This window comes from Bacillus sp. AM1(2019) (assembly GCF_009906915.1).
In the GTDB taxonomy this organism is placed as follows: Bacteria; Bacillota; Bacilli; order Bacillales; family Bacillaceae; genus Bacillus; species Bacillus velezensis.
Genome location: NZ_CP047644.1, coordinates 746,407 through 765,529 on the forward strand (window position 1 = coordinate 746,407; position 19,123 = coordinate 765,529).

Genomic DNA, 19,123 nt, shown 5'->3' on the forward strand with positions numbered 1-19,123 from the left:
GGGAGACAGTATGTCATTATTTGATCACAAAATCACAGAACTGAAACAAATGATACATAAAAAAGAAATCAAGATTTCCGATCTTGTCGATGAATCTTACAAACGGATCGCATCCGTGGATGATAAGGTACAGGCGTTTTTACAGCTTGATGAAGAAAGAGCCCGCGCTTACGCGAAAGAACTTGACGAAGCGGTTGACGGACGGTCTGAACACGGTCTTCTCTTCGGAATGCCGATCGGCGTCAAAGACAACATCGTGACCAAAGGGCTTCGCACAACATGCTCAAGCAAAATCCTCGAAAACTTCGATCCGATTTACGATGCGACGGTCGTGGAGCGCCTTCAAGCCGCTGAAGCCGTCACGATCGGAAAGCTGAATATGGACGAGTTCGCGATGGGTTCTTCTACTGAAAACTCCGCGTACAAAGCGACGAAAAACCCATGGAATCTCGATACGGTTCCTGGCGGATCAAGCGGCGGTTCCGCAGCTGCGGTTGCCGCGGGCGAAGTGCCGTTTTCACTCGGATCTGATACGGGCGGCTCCATCCGCCAGCCGGCTTCTTTCTGCGGCGTCGTCGGATTAAAGCCTACATACGGACGCGTGTCACGTTACGGTTTGGTCGCTTTTGCGTCTTCATTAGACCAGATCGGACCGATCACAAGAAACGTAGAAGATAACGCATTCCTGCTTCAGGCGATTTCAGGCCCGGACAAAATGGACTCTACGAGCGCCAATGTCGAAGTGCCGGACTTTCTTTCTTCATTAACTGGCGATATTAAAGGCTTAAAAATCGCCGTACCGCAAGAATATCTCGGAGAAGGCGTCGGCAAAGAAGCGAAAGAATCGGTTTTAGCCGCTTTAAAAGTGCTTGAAGACCTCGGAGCGACATGGGAAGAAGTATCTCTGCCGCACAGCAAATACGCGCTTGCGACGTATTATCTGCTGTCTTCTTCCGAAGCGTCTGCAAACCTTGCGCGCTTTGACGGCATCCGCTACGGCTACCGCTCAGACAATGCGGACAACCTGATCGACCTTTATAAACAGACACGCTCTGAAGGCTTCGGCAACGAAGTGAAGCGCCGCATCATGCTCGGCACCTTCGCGCTCAGCTCCGGCTACTATGACGCGTATTACAAAAAAGCGCAAAAAGTGCGCACGCTTATTAAAAAAGATTTTGAAGACGTATTTGAGAAATACGATGTCATCGTCGGACCGACAACGCCGACACCGGCATTCAAAATCGGCGAAAAAACCAGCGATCCGCTCACAATGTACGCCAACGATATTTTAACGATCCCTGTCAACCTCGCGGGTGTGCCGGGAATCAGCGTGCCGTGCGGATTTGCGGACGGACTGCCGCTCGGACTGCAAATCATCGGAAAACACTTCGATGAAGGCACTGTATACCGCGTCGCTCATGCTTTTGAGCAGGCAACAGATCATCATAAAGCGAAACCTGAACTGTAAGGGGTGAAATGAAGTGAACTTTGAAACGGTAATCGGACTTGAAGTCCATGTGGAATTAAAAACAAAATCTAAAATTTTCTCAAGCTCACCGACGCCATTCGGCGCGGAAGCGAATACCCAAACGAGCGTCATCGACCTCGGCTATCCCGGCGTGCTGCCCGTTTTGAACAAAGAAGCGGTCGAATTCGCGATGAAAGCCGCAATGGCTTTGAACTGCGAAATCGCAACGGATACGAAGTTTGACCGGAAAAACTATTTCTATCCGGACAACCCGAAGGCATATCAAATTTCTCAATTTGACAAGCCAATCGGCGAAAACGGCTGGATCGAAATCGAAGTCGGCGGAAAAACGAAAAAAATCGGCATCACCCGTCTTCACCTTGAAGAAGATGCGGGAAAACTGACGCATACGGGCGACGGCTATTCCCTCGTTGACTTCAACCGCCAGGGCACGCCGCTTGTCGAGATTGTATCTGAGCCGGATATCCGCACACCGGAGGAAGCTTACGCATATCTCGAAAAGCTGAAATCAATTATCCAATACACAGGTGTTTCCGACTGTAAAATGGAAGAAGGTTCACTGCGCTGTGACGCCAACATTTCCCTCCGTCCGATCGGCCAGGAGAAATTCGGCACAAAAACGGAGCTGAAAAACCTCAACTCTTTCGCATTCGTGCAAAAAGGCCTTGAGCATGAAGAAAAACGCCAAGAGCAGGTGCTTCTGTCAGGCGGAGTCATTCAGCAGGAGACGCGCCGCTACGATGAAGCGACGAAAAAAACCATTTTGATGCGTGTCAAAGAAGGTTCGGACGACTATCGCTATTTCCCTGAGCCTGACCTTGTCGAGCTCTACATCGATGACGAATGGAAAGAACGCGTAAGAGCAACCATTCCTGAGCTTCCGGATGAGCGCCGCAAGCGTTATATCGAAGAGCTCGGCCTGCCGGCTTATGACGCAATGGTTCTGACGCTGACGAAAGAAATGGCTGATTTCTTCGAAGAAACGGTCAATAAAGGCGCAGAAGCCAAGCAGGCATCAAACTGGCTGATGGGTGAAGTCTCAGCTTACCTGAACGCCGAACAAAAAGAGCTTGAGGATGTCGCACTGACTCCTGAAGGCCTTGCCGGCATGATTAAGCTGATTGAAAAAGGAACCATCTCGTCTAAAATCGCGAAGAAAGTCTTTAAAGAATTAATTGAAAAAGGCGGCGACGCAGAAAAAATCGTCAAAGAAAAAGGCCTCGTGCAGATTTCTGACGAAAGCGTGCTTCTGAAGCTGGTAACAGATGCGCTTGACAGCAACCCGCAGTCAATTGAAGACTTCAAAAACGGAAAAGACCGCGCGATCGGCTTCCTTGTCGGGCAGATTATGAAAGCCTCAAAAGGACAGGCCAACCCGCCGATGGTCAACAAGATCTTACTTGAAGAAATCAAAAAACGATAAAAAAAGCAGCCGCCTCTAAGGGCGCTGCTGACACGGAGACCGGTAAGCGCCGGTCTCTTTTTTTATAAGATGAAATAGGTTTCAATGGAAGCCTGCAGCGTTTCAATCTGCTCATTTCCGCTGCCTGCCAAGTTGGACAGCATTCCTTTAATAATCGGTTTTCGCGGCTCTTCCTTTGCACATTCCTCTTCAATGACTTCAAGCGATACGAGGACGTCCTCAGGCAGCTCCTGCTGTGTTTTAATCTTTTGAATATCCGCAAGCAGTCTTTCTCTGTCCGCCGCGGGCTGAGTGAAGATATCCTCAGGCAGCAGCGGATCGGGATTGTCTCTTATCAGCCCCGTAATCAGATCATCGATTCTGGCAATCAGAAAGGCCGCCACGTTTTCCGTCCGGAATGCCGTATGTTCATTAAAAATCAAGAAATGAATATAGGAGCTCACAATTCCTTGCGCCATAACGGACGCGTCCGCTAAAAACGGTGTGACGGCATCTCCGTAAACGGAGAGCAACGCATCCCGATACAGCATGTTAAATTGAATATTGGCCTCATGAAAATACTGCTTGACCTTTTGATTTTCAGGAATGACCTTTTCGCTCAGCAAGAGAATGATAAAGTCCTTGTGCTCCATAAATTCCTGGAATTGATAAGCGATTTGTTTTCGGAATACGTCCTTAGGCGGTTTATGCTGATGTTCTGTTTTGATTTTCTTTATTTCTTCCATAGACATGCCGATGTAATACTCACATGCTGACAGCAAAAGGTCTTCTTTTGATTTGAAATGGAGATAGAAGGCTCCTTTTGAAATTCCGCATTCACCGGCGATTTCCTGAATGGTTGTTGAAGAAAACCCTTTTTTGGCAAATAAATGGATGCCTGTTTTTATGATTTTCTCTTTTTTTTCGTTCATGACGTGCTTCCCCTTAATCCTGAAAAATTTAGAAAAATTTACTGCCTTATTAGTTGACGATGTTGAGTTATACCGTTTAGTATTATATAGAATGACCAGTCAGTCAATAAAAATTAACGGAGGACATGATGAACCACATTATTAACTTTGTACTGAAGAACAAATTCGCAGTTTGGCTGATGACGATTATCGTTACTGTAGCAGGGCTGTATGCCGGTATGAATATGAAGCAGGAATCCATACCGGACGTCAACATGCCTTACCTTTCAGTAAATACGACTTATCCCGGAGCTGCTCCGAGTCAAGTTGCGGATGACGTGACAAAACCGATCGAGCAGGCGGTCCAGAATTTAGAAGGAGTGAGCGTCGTAACGTCCACATCCTCTGAAAACGTCTCATCGGTTATGATTGAATATGATTACAGCAAGGATATGGACAAGGCGAAAACCGAAGTCGCTGAAGCGCTGGACAGTGTCAGCCTTCCTGACGACGCGAAAAAACCTGACATTTCCCGTTACAGCCTCAACTCTTTCCCGATTTTGACGCTCAGTGTGACAAGCGGCAAAAGTTCGCTTGAAGACCTGACCAAAAATGTGGAAAACACTCTCGTTCCTAAGCTTGAAGGCATTCAGGGCGTTGCGTCCGTGCAAGTTTCCGGACAGCAGGAAGAGCAGGTGGAATTCTCTTTCAAAGACAAAAAAATGAAAGAGTACGGACTTGATGAAGATACCGTCAAGAAAGTGATCCAAGGCTCTGACGTCAATACGCCGCTTGGATTGTACACATTCGGCAACAAAGAAAAATCAGTTGTCGTTAACGGAAATATTACGTCAATTAAAGATCTGAAAGATATGAGAATTCCGGTCACATCTTCTTCTGCCGCTCAAGGTCAAGCGGGCGGAGCCGGTGCGGCATCTGCGGCGGACGCTCAGGCTATGCAGCAGGCACAGCAAAGCGCGGCAGCAGGGGTGCCGACAGTCAAGCTTTCTGACATTGCCGACATTAAAGATGTGAAAAAAGCTGAATCCATTTCCCGCACGAACGGAAAGGACAGCATCGGAATTAATATCGTAAAAGCCAATGACGCCAACACGGTAGAAGTGGCCGATGCGATTAAAGATGAACTGAATCAATACAAAAAAGACCACAAAGGGTTCAAGTACAGCTCGACTCTTGATATGGCAGAGCCGATTACAGAGTCGGTGGATACGATGTTAAGCAAAGCGATTTTCGGCGCGATTTTTGCGGTCGTGATCATTCTCTTATTCTTAAGAGATATTAAATCAACGATGATTTCTATCATTTCCATCCCGCTGTCACTGCTGATTGCGCTTCTCGTGCTGAATCAGCTTGATGTTACATTGAACATAATGACGCTCGGTGCAATGACGGTCGCCATCGGACGGGTAGTCGACGACTCGATTGTCGTGATCGAAAACATTTACCGCCGCATGAGGCTGAAAGATGAACCTTTACGCGGGAAGCAATTGGTGCGTGAAGCGACGAAAGAAATGTTTAAACCGATCATGTCATCAACGATCGTAACCATTGCCGTATTCCTGCCGCTTGCCATGGTCGGCGGACAGATCGGCGAACTGTTTATGCCGTTTGCATTAACAATCGTCTTCGCGCTTGCCGCATCGCTGTTGATTTCGATCACACTGGTGCCGATGCTTGCGCACAGCTTATTCAAAAAATCGCTCACAGGCGCGCCTGTTAAAGCGAAAGAGCATAAGCCGGGCAGATTGGCCAATTTCTATAAAAAAGTGCTGAATTGGTCATTAAGACATAAATGGATTACATCTATCATCGCGGTTCTGATGCTTGTCGGCAGTTTGTTCCTCGTACCTCTGATCGGCGCGAGCTACCTGCCTGCGCAAGCGGACAAAACGATGCAGCTCACATACACGCCTGAACCGGGCGAAACGAAAAGCGAAGCTGAAAAAGCTGCGCAAAAAGCGGAAGACATGCTGCTTAAACGCAAACATGTCGATACCGTTCAGTATTCATTAGGCTCACAAAGTCCGCTCGGCGGAAGCTCAAACGGCGCATTGTTCTACGTGAAATACGAGGATGACACGCCTGATTTTGACAAAGAAAAAGACAATGTCTTAAAAGAAATCAAAAAAACATCCAGCCGCGGCGAATGGAAATCACAAAATTTCAGTTCGTCAGGCAACAACAACGAATTAACGTACTATGTGTACGGAGATTCAGAGTCTGATATTAAAGGCACGGTCAAAGACATCGAAGGCATCATGAAAAAGCAGAAAGATCTGAAAGACATCAACTCAGGCCTTTCCAGCACATATGATGAGTACACGTTCACCGCTGACCAGGAGAAACTCAGCAAGCAGGGCCTGACGGCTTCGCAAATCTCCCAAGCCCTGATGTCCCAAACGTCACAGTCTCCTTTGACAACGGTGAAAAAGGACGGCAAAGAGCTTGACGTCAACATCAAAACAGAAAAAGACCAGTATAAGAGTGTAAAAGAATTAGAGGATAAAACCATCACATCGCCTGCAGGCCAAGAAGTAAAAATCGGCGATGTGGCGAAAGTGAAAAACGGCACGACATCCGATACCATTTCCAAACGCGACGGCAAAGTGTACGCTGATGTAACGGCAACCGTCACTTCTGACAACGTCACGAAGGTGTCATCAGCCGTTCAAAAGAAAGTTGACAAACTGGATAAGCCGGACAATGTATCGATTGATACCGGCGGTGTATCAGCGGATATTGCTGATTCCTTTACGAAACTCGGTTTAGCGATGCTTGCCGCAATCGCCATCGTATACCTCGTTCTTGTGATCACGTTCGGCGGAGCATTAGCACCGTTTGCGATTCTGTTCTCGCTTCCGTTTACAGTCATCGGCGCATTAGCCGGCCTGTATGTATCCGGAGAGACGATCAGTCTGAATGCCATGATCGGTATGCTGATGCTGATCGGAATCGTCGTCACAAACGCGATTGTCTTAATTGACCGCGTCATCCATAAAGAAGCGGAAGGCTTATCGACGAGAGAAGCGCTCCTGGAAGCCGGCTCTACGAGATTACGTCCGATTCTGATGACGGCGATCGCGACAATCGGCGCCCTGCTTCCATTGGCATTGGGCTTCGAAGGCGGAAGCCAGGTCATTTCTAAAGGACTCGGTGTCACCGTTATCGGCGGTTTAATCAGTTCAACTCTGCTTACCCTTCTGATTGTGCCGATCGTATATGAAGTATTGGCGAAATTCCGTAAGAAAAAACCTGGAACGGAAGAAGAGTAAGACAGCGGGCCTTGGCTCCTTAAACGGAGCCGGGGCCTTTTTTCTTCTGGCAATTCCTGTACATATTGTTGCGATTTTCTCAAGTCATAGTATAATTAAAGGTTGTTAGTGTTAATAATGGATCGGATACTCTTAAGTAGGATGATGAGATAATGAAACGTGCACGCATAATATACAATCCGACTTCAGGACGGGAGCTTTTTAAGAAAAATCTTGCCCAGGTCCTGCAAAAATTTGAACAAGCCGGTTATGAAACCTCCACCCATGCCACCACATGCGCGGGGGATGCCACCCACGCCGCAAAAGAAGCCGCTTTGCGGGAGTTTGACCTGATTATCGCTGCCGGCGGAGACGGAACGATTAATGAAGTCGTCAACGGCCTCGCGCCGTTAGACACACGCCCGACACTCGGCATCATTCCGGTCGGCACGACAAATGACTTCGCCAGAGCGCTGGGCATTCCGAGAGAGAATATACTGAATGCCGCTGATACCGTCATTAACGGCGTGGCCCGCCCGATCGACATCGGACAGGTGAACGGTCAGTATTTTATCAACATCGCCGGCGGAGGCCGTCTGACGGAGCTGACGTATGATGTGCCAAGCAAACTGAAAACGATGCTCGGCCAGCTTGCTTATTATTTAAAGGGAATGGAAATGCTGCCTTCACTTCGACCGACAGAAGTCGAGATTGAATATGACGGCAAGCTGTTTCAAGGCGAAATTATGCTGTTTTTAGTGACGCTGACCAACTCGGTCGGCGGATTCGAGAAACTGGCCCCTGATTCCAGCCTGAATGACGGCATGTTTGATTTGATTATTTTGAAAAAAGCCAATCTCGCGGAGTTTATCAGAGTCGCGAGCATGGCGCTCAGAGGCGATCATATTAACGATCAGCACATTATTTACACAAAAGCGAACCGCGTGAAAGTCAACGTATCAGAAAAGATGCAGCTGAACCTGGACGGCGAATACGGCGGCATGCTCCCGGGCGAATTCGTGAACCTGTACCGGCATATTCACGTCATCATGCCGAAGGAGAAAGCGGAACAGCTGGATGATTAATACGCGGACAAAATCCTAAAACAGTATTCGTTTTAGGATTTTGTCATCTTTTCAGCGTGATCGGAAACCTTTGAAGGCTGACATTGAATTTGAAGGTTTGCCAGCACGCTGAAACAAGGTTATTGGTAAAACTAGAGGTGATTATAGATGAAAATGAAACCCCCGATAGAAAAAAATGAATACTATGATGTGACATTTGAGGATTTGACGCACGAAGGAGCGGGCGTTGCAAAGGTTCAGGGCTTTCCGATCTTCGTGCCGAACGCCCTGCCTGAGGAAAAAGCGCAAATCAAAGTGACACGCGTCAAAAAAGGCTTCGCTTTCGGCCGCTTGATCGAGCTGAAGGAAGAAAGCCCGCACAGAACGGATGCCCCGTGCCCAATCTACAAGCAATGCGGCGGCTGCCAGCTTCAGCACATGACCTATGAAGGCCAGCTTTTGTTTAAACAGAAACAAGTCAAAGACGTCTTAGAACGGATCGGCAAGCTGGACCTCTCAAAAGTCACCGTGCACCCGACGCTCGGCATGGAAGACCCGTGGAACTACAGAAACAAAGCACAGGTGCCGGTAGGAGAAAGAGAAGGCGGACTCGTCGCCGGATTTTATCAGCAAAGAAGCCATGACATCATCGACATGAGCGCCTGCCTGATACAGCAATCCAAAAACGACGAAGCCGTCCAAGCCGTCAAAGACATCTGTGCAAATTACGGCGTCAAAGCCTACAACGAAGAACGCCACAAAGGCTGGCTCCGCCACATCATGGTCAGATACGGCGTCGTCACAGGCGAAATGATGATCGTTTTCATCACAAGAACAAGCGATTTTCCGCACAAAGCGAAAATCATCGAAGACATTACGGCGCAATTCCCGCACGTCAAATCCATCGTGCAAAACATCAATCCAAACAAAACAAACGTCATCTTTGGGAACGAAACAAACGTCATCTGGGGCGAAGAATACATCTACGACCTCATCGGAGACGTCAAATTCGCCATCTCCGCCAGATCGTTCTATCAGGTCAACCCGGAACAGACAAAAGTGCTCTACGACAAAGCGCTTGAGTACGCGGAGCTGCAAGGGGAAGAAACCGTCATCGACGCCTACTGCGGCATCGGAACGATTTCTCTATTTCTGGCGAAGCAGGCGAAAAAAGTGTACGGCGTCGAAATCGTGCCGGAAGCCATCGAGGATGCAAAACGCAACGCTGAGCTGAACGGCATCACAAACGCAGAATTCGCAGTCGGAGAAGCGGAAACCGTCATTCCGAAATGGTATAAAGAAGGTATCACAGCCGACACCCTCGTCGTCGACCCGCCAAGAAAAGGCTGTGACGAAGCGCTACTGCGCACAATCATCGACATGAAACCGAAGCGAGTGGTGTACGTATCCTGCAATCCAGGAACGCTTGCAAGAGATTTGCGGGTGCTTGAGGATGGCGGGTATCAGACGCTCGAAGTGCAGCCTGTGGATATGTTCCCGCATACGAATCATGTGGAGTGTTGTTCACTACTTGTTAGAAAGTTAAATAAGTAACAGTGATAGGGGTCTATCTAGATAGAGGCCCCTCTTGTTATTTAATTTTAACTTTATTTTAGAAAGTATAGTGCAATTATTGGTAACGGTTTATTTAAGCGCTATAATTATATAGAATAAAATATTTGTTAACGGAGATGATAAAATTGAATAACGAGGTTGATACTGGTTTTGAAAATGATAACTGGAATGACGAAATAATAAGTGATATTGAGAAATTAAATTACAAATCCATAGTTGTTTATTCACGTGACTGGACGATTGAAACAATATTTAATCAAATCAAGCAGGGTAATATCGATGTTGATCCAAGCTTTCAACGAAGAAATGCATGGAATGACGAACGACGAAGCCTACTTATAGAATCATTGGTACTTGGTTTGCCAGTACCAGAAATTGTTTTAGCAGAACATCCAGAGAAAAGAAAATCTTTTATTGTTATTGACGGAAAGCAACGACTGTTAACAATTGCTGGTTTTATGGATCCTGATAAAATACCATATTGGAAAAGTGGTAAGTTAAAAAAACTAGAGCAAGTTTCGGGATTGAATGGGAAGTCATTTGCAGATATAAAAGAAGATCCTGCCTTGCGTGATATACAACGAGAATTTGAAAATGCAGATATCAGATGCACTGTAATATCAAACTTTAAAAATACAGATGTGCTTTATGATATTTTTTACAGATTAAACACAGGCTCTGTTCCTTTATCTACGCAAGAACTAAGGCAAGTTTTAAATAAAGGACCTTTTGCTGAGTACCTAATTCAGAAAACTGATAAAAAGCAACCTATCCATGATGTTTTGGGCATAAAAGGTCCTGACTCTAGATTAAGGGATATTGAAATTATACTGAGATTTATTTCGTTTAAGACTTTTGGAAAAGATTATCGAGGTAATCTAAAAGATTTCTTGGATAACTCCATGGGTCTAATTACAATATCTTGGGATGAAATGGAACCTGAAGTTGAGACAATTTATCAAGAGTTTAATACTTCAATTGACCGCTTAATTGAAGTATTTGACGTTAAATGTGTTGGAAAAAAGTTTACCGAAGATAAATATGAGAGTCGATTCAATAGAGCAATTTTTGAAGTGCAAGCATATTACTTTTCAAAATTAACTAAAGAAGATGTGATAGGTAGTAAAGCTGAATTGCTAAAGAAAAACTTTGAGGAACTATGTAGCAATTCTGAATTTAGAAATACAATTGAAGCTTCTACAAAAAACATTACTCATTATTTTAAGCGCTATAAAATGTTTCGAGATTATATAAATAAAACGCTAGATAAAAATATAACTGATATTCCGGTTCCACAGGAGTAAAAAGATGAGTGAATTTTTAGAGCTATACGAAGAGTTAAGAGGGCATATGGAGAGTATTTATAATAAATTTTTAAAAAAACACAACTCTAATCCACTTTCTACTCCAGAGGAATATAGTGAGGATGTAAAGGCGTATTGTATTTTAGCTCATGCCTATTTGGAAGAATATGTTGAGGAAATAACTGCACAAGTTAGAGATAAAAGTATTGAATTATGGTTTAGTAAAGAGCAAAAAATAACTAGACCATTATTAACTTTATTGAGTTATTCGAACCAAAGACTGGATTTACTAACTGAAAAGGAAAAAACCCCCTATCAAAGTGTGTTCACTAGATTAAAAACAGCTTTAGAAAGTGCAAAAGCACAACTTTCTACTGAGATTTACAATAATCACGGTGCTTCCGAGCCTTATCTAAGAAAGTTATTAGGACCCGTTTCTATTGATATTTCTCAAGAACCTAAGCTAATGGATTCTCTTTCAAAGTTAGCTAAGGCTCGAGGCTCTTATGCCCATAAAAATGCAAAAAAAACTTTATCTCCTGAAGATGCTAAAAAGTGTGTGGAGGATTGTCTTGAATTAAGTCAAGATATAGAAAGAAAAGCTTTTATTATATTTGATACTGAAGAAAATTATACATGTATAAAAAAGAAACTGGCAATAAATAAACTAAGCATTTCACTTACATCACTTATTATGAAAAAAAATATTCAAGAAGTTAATCGATCTAAAAAGCTAGGACCCTCTTGTCTAAAATTATCAAAGATATAGATGATTTATTGAAAAATAATCCCTTTGGCTGCATAACCAAGGGGATTGTATTTTGAAAATTATAAAATGTGGAAATACCCCAACGATTTTTTTGATATAGTTCGCTCATAGAGTAACCCTCAATTCAGCAATCTTTTGATAGAGTTGTTCCATTTTTTCAGTTTCCATTGATGATCCTCTACCTTTGAATTGTTGATGGCATTATTTAATATTTAGATAATCCTTAACAAATTCTTTGTCCTCTTCATCTTCGGGGAAAATACCCAAGTTATTGAACTCCCAATCATTTGTCTTTCATATTCGTCCAGAGTAGATTCAATAACATCTTCATAATCATAATCAATTGAGAACGTTCCATCGTTTTCAAGATTCAGTGTCAAATTTGTCCATACTTCAGGATTATTTTCTTTAAACTCATTGTGTAACTGTTTAAATAACTCTTGAAGATCTATTAATAGTTCGGTATAAATTTTTTTACTGACCTGAAATTGTTCTGGAATGTCATGAGAGTATATATATTCATCGTTTTCGGGTGTTTGAAAGAAAAAATAAACTTCTCGTGAGCCGTCTAGTATTTCTGCATAAAGAACAACTTTGCTCCATTCAGAAGGAATTATTTTTCCTATGGCATCAGTTATTTTTAGATAAGCTTTTTCTAACATCATTATCCCAACTTTATTAAATTGGATTTTCAGGATATTCTTCTGAATATTTTTTTATTAATTTTTGTAATGATGAATCCATAGGTTCTTCTCCTAAATATTTAAATTTCCAGATGATAAGCTGATCACTGAAACTATAATCTGTCTTAAACCAATCTGTATAATCAAAGTTGACAGTTGATTTTCCTGATCTTTCTAGGCTAAGAGTGAAAGAATAAAATAATTCTTGATCATGATCTTTGAAAACATCTCTCATTTTTCCGCTTAGTTTAAATAATTCCATCTCATACTGATCGAATTCATTTTCGTCAATATCAAATTCAAACGGAATTTCAAGACTGTACTTAAAATGATTAGGTTCATTTTGAGAATTGTAAAAAAAGTAAGTGCCTCCGCCTGTCTCTGAAATCTGAGCATAGAACAAAAATTTCTCCCATGGTTCTGGTATCATTTTGTTAACGGTTTCAGCTATGCTTCTATATAATGCATTTAATTCATTTTCCAACAAGGATCAGCCTCCAGCATTATAATTGGTAATTTGTAAGGATCATTTGTATCAAAAAAACCCCCCAATAAAGGAGGGGGAATTTTAATTTTGAGAATTTAAATACTGTTCTAAAAAGGATTTTAAAGGTTTACTCTTAGGATAAATTCCTGCATTTTTATAAGTCCAGGTTGTTTGTCTTTGAGAGATGGTATATGGAGATTGAATAACGTCTTCATAATTATAGTCTATCGAAAATTCTCCGCTTATCCCCAGATTAAGTGTTAGATTAGTCCATATATCTTGATTGTTTTCTTTAAATTCATCTCGTAATTCCTCGAATAAGTCATGCAAGTCAAATAACAGCTCCTCATAAATCTCCTCACTGACATGATAGTGTTCAGGGATATTATGAGAATATATAAAATCTTCACTATGTGGAGTATTGAAATAAAAGAAAACTTCAGATGAATCGTCAAGTATTTCCGCATAAATAATAACTCTTTCCCATTCAGATGGAATGATTTCATTAATGCTTTCTGCTATCTTTTGATATAATTGCCCCATTTTTTCTATTTCCATGCTAACCTCCAGTTCAAATTTATAGGTTTAGGTAGCTAATTAAAAATTCTTGATCTTCCTCGTCTTCAGGCAAAATTCCAAGAGTTTTGTACTCCCATAATGCAATTCTTTGATACCCATCAAGCTCAGATGCCAAAATATCGTCATCATTATAATCAAGTTGGAATGGACCGTTGCTCTCCAATGTCAATGTAAGGTTCGTCCAAACCTGATCATTATTATTTTTGTGCTCAGCTCGTAATTCCTCAAAAAGTTCACGGATTTCTCTTAATAAAGTTTTGAAGATATCTTTACTTACACTGTATCGGACTGGTATATCTTGCGAATAAATCAGTTGACATTTTTCTGGTGTCTTGAAGTGAAAGAGAACCATGGTAGAGTCAGCTAATATTTCTGCATAAAGATATATTTTTGCCCATTCACAAGGTATGATGTCATTTAATTTATCACAAATAATCTGGTACAGATCTTGCATTTTTTTAGTTTTCAACCTTTTCACCTTCAATCGTCGAGAAATCCCAGTATAAAAAATAGCCCAGCAAAGAAGTGCTGAGCCATTATTGATTTATAGACCAAAGTAGTTTGTTACGAACTGTTTATCATCCTCATCTTCAGGCAAAATCCCTAAATTTTTATATTCCCATACTACTTGCCGTTGAGTACCGTTTAAGTTTGAGGCGATGACATCAGTATAATCGTAGTCTATTGAGAATTTTCCAGTATTCTCTAGTTTGAGCGTTAAATTGGTCCAAATATCTTGGTTGTTTGCTTTAAATTCTTCTCTTAACTCCTCGAATAACTCTTGAAGTTCAATTAATAAACTCACGTATATTTTTTTACTAACATCGAATTGTTTCGGTATATCATGAGAATAGATATTCTCTTCACTTTGTGGTGTATTGAAGAAAAAGAAAACTTCTGATGAATCATCTAATATTTCCGCATAAAGAATGATTTTTGTCCATTCAGATGGAATCATTTCATTAAGCTGTTCTGCTATTTGTTGATATAACTGTCCCATTTTCTCAGTTTCCATAGGTTTAACCTCCAGCTTGGTTTTTTATTGTCACGAATTTTGTTTTATTGCCAATCGTAAATTCGATTATGAATTTTGTAGGTCTTAAAGAGTCACCTTTATATAGAGATTCTATGTTAACATTAACTCTTTTAGGAGGTTCTTCTTTAAGAGCCTTTGCCCATTCTTGCTCCATTTCATACCATCTGCCGCCGCTCCTATTAATCTGAGAATTCATCGGCACGATGTTGTCGAACTGGCCTGAGCCCTTGAATTGAGTAGCGATTAGGTGGCCTCCGTCGTCATCTGTCAGACGGTCTGGTTTACCTGCTTTTGACTGCGCATATTGGTTGCGTTTTGCTTCTCCCAGCTGCAAGTCTGCTTTGACACTTGTAATTCTACCATAGTTGTCAGTGGTGTATGTGTAGCCTTCTTTTGTTTTATAGATGACATTCGGCTTCAATACTTTCTTTCTGGTCCATTTCGCAAAATGCTCGCCATATTTGACTGTTACCGGCGGTACATGCGGTGCCGGTGTCCGCCTGCCGCTTGCGGAGGTTCCGTACGGTTTCGGCAGGATGACCTTGGCGAATTTCTGAAGTCCCTCTTTAAGTGTGACCCCGTTGACTGCGTTGTAAGGAACGCCTGCCGGCACTAAGTCGTGACGCGGATGATACGGGAGAATATCAGCCAGGGTGAGATCTCCGATTTGATTTAACTTGGTTTTGACACGTTTTTTTGATACTTCCATGCCTGTGTTTACTTTTTGTTTGATGTGATCAACGGTTTGTTTTGAGACCGTTACCGCTTTTTGTGCTGTTGCGGATTTGCTTGCTGCTGTTTTGACTTTGGTCGTCACTTTGGCGGCTGTGCCTGTTTTTGAGACGGCGCCGACGCCTTTTGTGCCGACGACTGATGTCACAACGGTGCCCACTGCATATGACACCCATCTTGCTCTGGAGTAGGTGTCGCCATTCACCATGTCTTTTTGGTACGATTCTTCAATTGCCGCTGAAATGGCTTCATACGTTTTGATCGGGTGAGTCACCGCTCCTGTAATGGCTTCAACCGTTCCGCCCGGATCTGTGACCATATCCCACAGGCCTGTGACCGCGTCTTTTCCGGAATCATAAAGGCCGACGGCAACGCCTTTGAAGCCGTCTGTAAGTTCACGCGTGTTTTCAATTTGAGTGAAGTAGCGCTGCTGTTCTTTTGTCAGGTTTTTATAGCCGATTGTTTTGGCCATGGAGTAAAATTCATCAGCATTCGCATAATCGTAGTTTTTCAGTCTTTCTTTCAGTTTTTCAATCTCCCGCTCTTTCGCTTCTTCCTTTTTAATCGTCAAATAAGCATCCGAATGTCTTGCAATCTCGCCTTTCTTCTTATGTATATCGCTTTCTCGGTACGCTTTGGCATTGTAGTGAAGCGGCGTGGCGCTTTTTCCTTTGCCTGTGGCGTTTTGGAGCTGCTGGAAATCTGCTTGGATAAAATGTTCATTTGCTTCGGTTTCTGCGTATTCTTTCGTTAGATCGTGATCAAGCTTGCCGAGCTTATGTATCGTTTCGCTTCTTTTTTTGTCAGCTGAAGAAAGCTTCTGATCTGTGCTTTCGGTTGAAAACAGATCAAGCGAGATGATGTCTTCGATCTCTCTGAGGATGGACCCCATGTCCTTTTTTTGCCCTTCCATAATTGCCTTTGATTTACTGAGGGCGTGGGTGAGCTCATGCTCCAGAAAAGATTCTTCTACATGAGATCCGGAAAGACCTGCGTCTTCGACTTTGCCGGGAAGGCTTGTGAGAAATGCGATTTTCATGTCGATCAGATCAAGCCAGCTGTCTGTGACGCCGGCATGGTCTTGGAAAAAGGCTTTGATGTTATTTGCGCCCCGGCCTGAAAAGTCGCTGTCACCGAGATCAGCCATACCTTGAAACGCTTTTTTCAAGTTGACCATCTGGCCGCGCAGTTCTTTGTATTCACCCGCGCGCTGTTTGGCGGCGGCCAGCAGGGTGGTTGCTTCGAAAACTTTCATGACCATATCCTTTCCCCTTTCATTCGGGGTTATTTTTTCAGTTTATAGAGGGAAAGATTAAGAAACTTATCAGGGACTGTGTAAACATAGGAATAGGGTTTCCCTGAATCTATAAAGACTCAATATTTTTTTCGATTTTTTGAATGACTTGTCTGAGCCATAGTATTGGGGATAGTTCGTAACTATTGATATCTACACCATCAGCAGATTCTTCTATAAAAACGTTTTTTTGTTCTTCTGAGTAATCGCTATTTATAAACGCTTTGAGTGCTTCTACATCGTTTTCTTGTTCTTTTTTAGGTATCTCTGCTAAGTATTCTTCAAGAGCTGACTCAGGAGTGTCTATATCTTGATGGAAAATACCTCCTAAAAATTGAAATACAGGTTCAGAAATATTTGTTTCAATCATTGATCTCACCTCGTGGGATAGCCTGTTAATATAAAGCTACCATCATTATTCTTTTTCAATATAATTTTAGCGTTAGTTAAGTCAGAAATTTCAGTTGTGCCTTTGGTAATTCCTCTGCCTAACACTTCTGATCCTTTATAGGAGAGTACCAAAGGTTTTTTTACATCATTATTTAACCATTTTTCTATTTTATCTTTATTATCTGATAAGGTAATATTAGCAATCTTTTCTGCAGTTGCTCTATCCTTAAAAGAGGATGATCCGGATATTTTCTTGTTACTCATTTTGCTTTTTTCAAGCCTTTCCATGAGTTCTTGGTCGCTCTTACCAACATGTCTTTCTATAAGATGTCCGCCTTTTGCTTCATGAGCAGCTAAGCCACCGCCTGGTGCGAGAGGACTGCTGTCTCCTTGTTTAACACTATGTATGCCGTTATTGTCAGAAGTCACAGATTTACTGAGAACACTCTCTTTCTGATCTTCAATAATACTTTTCAACAAAGGCGTATTCTTCACATTGTGAGTATTTTCAATATCCTGTGCTATTCCGGCAAGCGCGGGTTCGTACTTATTTCTCGAAAAGGAATTGATATAGTCTTTCCCTTTTTTGATCCCGGTTTTTACATGTTTTGCAGCCGCTTTTTCTCCAGCTTCCAAGACGTTATCCACTTTGGCGGCACCTGTTTTCGCGAGCTTGCTTGATACTTTTACGGCTGAGCCGGAACCTTTGAGCCCGACGATGCTCCCGATGGCGTAGGTGATGTAATGTGATCTTGAATACGCATCCCCGTTAACCATTTTATCATTCCATGAATCCGCCAGGTTTGTCCATATGATTTTTGCGTAGGAGGGCGTGTTAAATACAGCCGATATGGTTTTAGCGACTTTTTGTTCATCAGAGAGATGGTAAAAATCCCATGCGCCGACAGCCAGATCTTTGATGCCTGTTATTGTGTCTTTCCCGACATCATAAAGGCCGACGCCTATTCCTTTAACGATATCCCAAGCCGTTTCTCCGACTTCTTCGAGCTGTTTTGCTTGTTCAAGCTGCATCACATATTGCACCTGAGCGGGTTCAAGGTTTTCATAGCCGATTTTCTTCGCGATTTCTAAGTATTCATCCGGATCGGTGACACCATCGGCCAGCTTTTTCTTTAGGTCCTTGATTTCCCGCTCTTTCGCTTCTTCCTTTTTAATCGTCAAATAAGCATCCGAATGTCTTGCAATCTCGCCTTTTTTCTTATGGATGTCGCTTTCTCGGTACGCTTTGGCGTTGTAGTGAAGCGGCGTGGCGCTTTTTCCTTTGCCTGTGGCGTTTTGGAGCTGTTGGAAGTCGGCCTGAATGAACTGTTCGTTCGCTTCGGTTTCTGTGTATTCCTTCGTTAGATCGTGATCAAGCTTCCCGAGCTTATGTATGGTTTCGCTTCTTTTTTTGTCAGCTGAAGAAAGCTTCTGATCTGTGCTTTCGGTTGAAAACAGATCAAGCGAGATGATGTCTTCGATCTCTCTGAGGATGGACCCCATGTCCTTTTTTTGCCCTTCCATAATTGCCTTTGATTTACTGAGGGCGTGGGTGAGTTCATGCTCCAGAAATGATTCCTCCACATGCGAATTGGAAAGTCCGGCGTCTTCGACCTTGCCGGGAAGGCTTGTGAGAAATGCGATTTTCATGTCGATCAGATCAAGCCAGCTGTCTGTGACGCCGGCGTGGTCCTTGAAAAAAGCTTTAATGTTATTTGCGCCCCGGCCTGAGAAGTCGCTGTCACCGAGGTCAGCCATGCCTTGAAACGCTTTTTTCAGATTGACCATCTGGCCGCGCAGTTTTTTGTATTCACCCGCGCGCTGTTTGGCAGCGGCCAGCAGGGTGGTTGCTTCGAAAACTTTCATGACCATATCCTTTCATTTGTTCGATATCAAAATTTTACCACGTGAGTCAGGATATACAGTGTAGGAAATAGGTAATGAGAATAAAATGAATCTTTTGGCTTGGGACTTCCTTCCTGTATGAAGGGAGGCTTTTTATGTTTTGTACAATAACCCTCAAATTCGGCTTATTGCGCTCCGGTGATTTTAAGCGTGCCTGTTTTTTCTAATGTCTTACACTCGAAACAACCCAACCGCTGAGGTATAATAGAAGCAGAGTATTTATCATACAGA

The 19,123-nt window shown here is 42.9% G+C and carries 15 protein-coding genes and 1 pseudogene; 7 read left to right on the top strand and 9 right to left on the bottom strand.

Features of this window, described 5'->3' with window-relative positions:
• Positions 1-10: 10 nt before the first annotated feature.
• Both gatA and gatB read left to right on the top strand, forming a co-directional pair.
• Positions 11-1,468 carry an Asp-tRNA(Asn)/Glu-tRNA(Gln) amidotransferase subunit GatA gene (gatA, locus tag GNE05_RS03890; protein WP_160182458.1) on the top strand — a complete coding sequence of 486 codons (1,458 nt, stop codon included), beginning with the start codon at positions 11-13 and terminating at the stop codon, positions 1,466-1,468.
• 13 nt (positions 1,469-1,481) lie between these two features.
• Positions 1,482-2,912, top strand: coding sequence for an Asp-tRNA(Asn)/Glu-tRNA(Gln) amidotransferase subunit GatB (gene gatB / locus GNE05_RS03895; protein ID WP_003155730.1), 1,431 nt, complete (start codon positions 1,482-1,484; stop codon positions 2,910-2,912).
• 62 nt (positions 2,913-2,974) lie between these two features.
• Here gatB and GNE05_RS03900 read toward each other — a convergent pair whose 3' ends face one another.
• Positions 2,975-3,823 carry a TetR/AcrR family transcriptional regulator gene (locus tag GNE05_RS03900; protein ID WP_160182459.1) on the bottom strand — a complete coding sequence of 283 codons (849 nt, stop codon included), beginning with the start codon at positions 3,821-3,823 and terminating at the stop codon, positions 2,975-2,977.
• 128 nt (positions 3,824-3,951) lie between these two features.
• Here GNE05_RS03900 and GNE05_RS03905 point away from each other — a divergent pair, with 128 nt between their 5' ends.
• The 5 genes from GNE05_RS03905 (at position 3,952) to GNE05_RS03925 (ending at position 11,786) form a co-directional block, all read left to right on the top strand.
• Positions 3,952-7,095 carry an efflux RND transporter permease subunit gene (locus GNE05_RS03905; RefSeq protein WP_014417121.1) on the top strand — a complete coding sequence of 1,048 codons (3,144 nt, stop codon included), beginning with the start codon at positions 3,952-3,954 and terminating at the stop codon, positions 7,093-7,095.
• 152 nt (positions 7,096-7,247) lie between these two features.
• Positions 7,248-8,159: a diacylglycerol kinase gene (locus tag GNE05_RS03910; RefSeq protein WP_014417122.1), complete on the top strand. Its 912-nt coding sequence runs from the start codon at positions 7,248-7,250 to the stop codon at positions 8,157-8,159.
• A 147-nt stretch (positions 8,160-8,306) separates the two neighbouring features.
• Positions 8,307-9,692, top strand: a complete 1,386-nt coding sequence (gene rlmD, locus GNE05_RS03915) for a 23S rRNA (uracil(1939)-C(5))-methyltransferase RlmD (RefSeq protein WP_160182460.1) — start codon at positions 8,307-8,309, stop codon at positions 9,690-9,692.
• Between the two features lie 146 nt (positions 9,693-9,838).
• Positions 9,839-11,017, top strand: coding sequence for a DUF262 domain-containing protein (locus tag GNE05_RS03920; RefSeq protein WP_201741792.1), 1,179 nt, complete (start codon positions 9,839-9,841; stop codon positions 11,015-11,017).
• 4 nt (positions 11,018-11,021) lie between these two features.
• Positions 11,022-11,786, top strand: a complete 765-nt coding sequence (locus tag GNE05_RS03925) for a HEPN domain-containing protein (protein WP_160182461.1) — start codon at positions 11,022-11,024, stop codon at positions 11,784-11,786.
• A 201-nt stretch (positions 11,787-11,987) separates the two neighbouring features.
• Here the strand turns inward: GNE05_RS03925 and GNE05_RS03930 are convergent.
• The 8 genes and pseudogenes from GNE05_RS03930 to GNE05_RS03965 all read right to left on the bottom strand — a co-directional run bounded on the left by GNE05_RS03930 (position 11,988) and on the right by GNE05_RS03965 (position 18,853).
• A pseudogene (locus GNE05_RS03930) lies at positions 11,988-12,448 on the bottom strand (antitoxin YezG family protein).
• A 16-nt stretch (positions 12,449-12,464) separates the two neighbouring features.
• The gene (locus GNE05_RS03935; protein WP_160182462.1) at positions 12,465-12,953 is read right to left on the bottom strand and encodes an immunity protein YezG family protein; all 489 of its coding nucleotides are present in this window, start codon (positions 12,951-12,953) and stop codon (positions 12,465-12,467) included.
• Positions 12,954-13,037: 84 nt separating this feature from the next.
• Complete coding sequence (locus GNE05_RS03940) at positions 13,038-13,514, bottom strand: antitoxin YezG family protein (RefSeq protein WP_160182463.1); 477 nt, start codon at positions 13,512-13,514, stop codon at positions 13,038-13,040.
• A gap of 19 nt (positions 13,515-13,533) precedes the next feature.
• On the bottom strand, positions 13,534-14,004 hold the full coding sequence (locus GNE05_RS03945; protein ID WP_266024368.1) for a TIGR01741 family protein: 471 nt from the start codon (positions 14,002-14,004) through the stop codon (positions 13,534-13,536).
• Positions 14,005-14,079: 75 nt separating this feature from the next.
• Positions 14,080-14,550, bottom strand: coding sequence for an antitoxin YezG family protein (locus GNE05_RS03950; RefSeq protein WP_160182464.1), 471 nt, complete (start codon positions 14,548-14,550; stop codon positions 14,080-14,082).
• A 4-nt stretch (positions 14,551-14,554) separates the two neighbouring features.
• The gene (locus tag GNE05_RS03955; RefSeq protein WP_160183186.1) at positions 14,555-16,558 is read right to left on the bottom strand and encodes a T7SS effector LXG polymorphic toxin; all 2,004 of its coding nucleotides are present in this window, start codon (positions 16,556-16,558) and stop codon (positions 14,555-14,557) included.
• Positions 16,559-16,667: 109 nt separating this feature from the next.
• Entirely contained in the window at positions 16,668-16,967 is a 300-nt protein-coding gene (locus GNE05_RS03960; protein ID WP_025284386.1) for a contact-dependent growth inhibition system immunity protein, read from the bottom strand.
• 5 nt (positions 16,968-16,972) lie between these two features.
• Complete coding sequence (locus GNE05_RS03965) at positions 16,973-18,853, bottom strand: ribonuclease YeeF family protein (protein WP_160182465.1); 1,881 nt, start codon at positions 18,851-18,853, stop codon at positions 16,973-16,975.
• Between the last annotated feature and the right edge of the window lie 270 nt (positions 18,854-19,123).

What these genes read in the sequence shown, in the direction of transcription:
- gatA (WP_160182458.1), top strand. Translation starts at nt 11, where the DNA reads ATGTCATTATTTGATCACAAAATCACAGAACTGAAACAAATGATACAT.
- GNE05_RS03900 (WP_160182459.1), bottom strand. Translation starts at nt 3,823, where the DNA reads ATGAACGAAAAAAAAGAGAAAATCATAAAAACAGGCATCCATTTATTT.
- GNE05_RS03905 (WP_014417121.1), top strand. Translation starts at nt 3,952, where the DNA reads ATGAACCACATTATTAACTTTGTACTGAAGAACAAATTCGCAGTTTGG.
- GNE05_RS03910 (WP_014417122.1), top strand. Translation starts at nt 7,248, where the DNA reads ATGAAACGTGCACGCATAATATACAATCCGACTTCAGGACGGGAGCTT.
- rlmD (WP_160182460.1), top strand. Translation starts at nt 8,307, where the DNA reads ATGAAAATGAAACCCCCGATAGAAAAAAATGAATACTATGATGTGACA.
- GNE05_RS03925 (WP_160182461.1), top strand. Translation starts at nt 11,022, where the DNA reads ATGAGTGAATTTTTAGAGCTATACGAAGAGTTAAGAGGGCATATGGAG.
- GNE05_RS03940 (WP_160182463.1), bottom strand. Translation starts at nt 13,514, where the DNA reads ATGGAAATAGAAAAAATGGGGCAATTATATCAAAAGATAGCAGAAAGC.
- GNE05_RS03950 (WP_160182464.1), bottom strand. Translation starts at nt 14,550, where the DNA reads ATGGAAACTGAGAAAATGGGACAGTTATATCAACAAATAGCAGAACAG.
- GNE05_RS03955 (WP_160183186.1), bottom strand. Translation starts at nt 16,558, where the DNA reads ATGAAAGTTTTCGAAGCAACCACCCTGCTGGCCGCCGCCAAACAGCGC.
- GNE05_RS03960 (WP_025284386.1), bottom strand. Translation starts at nt 16,967, where the DNA reads ATGATTGAAACAAATATTTCTGAACCTGTATTTCAATTTTTAGGAGGT.
- GNE05_RS03965 (WP_160182465.1), bottom strand. Translation starts at nt 18,853, where the DNA reads ATGAAAGTTTTCGAAGCAACCACCCTGCTGGCCGCTGCCAAACAGCGC.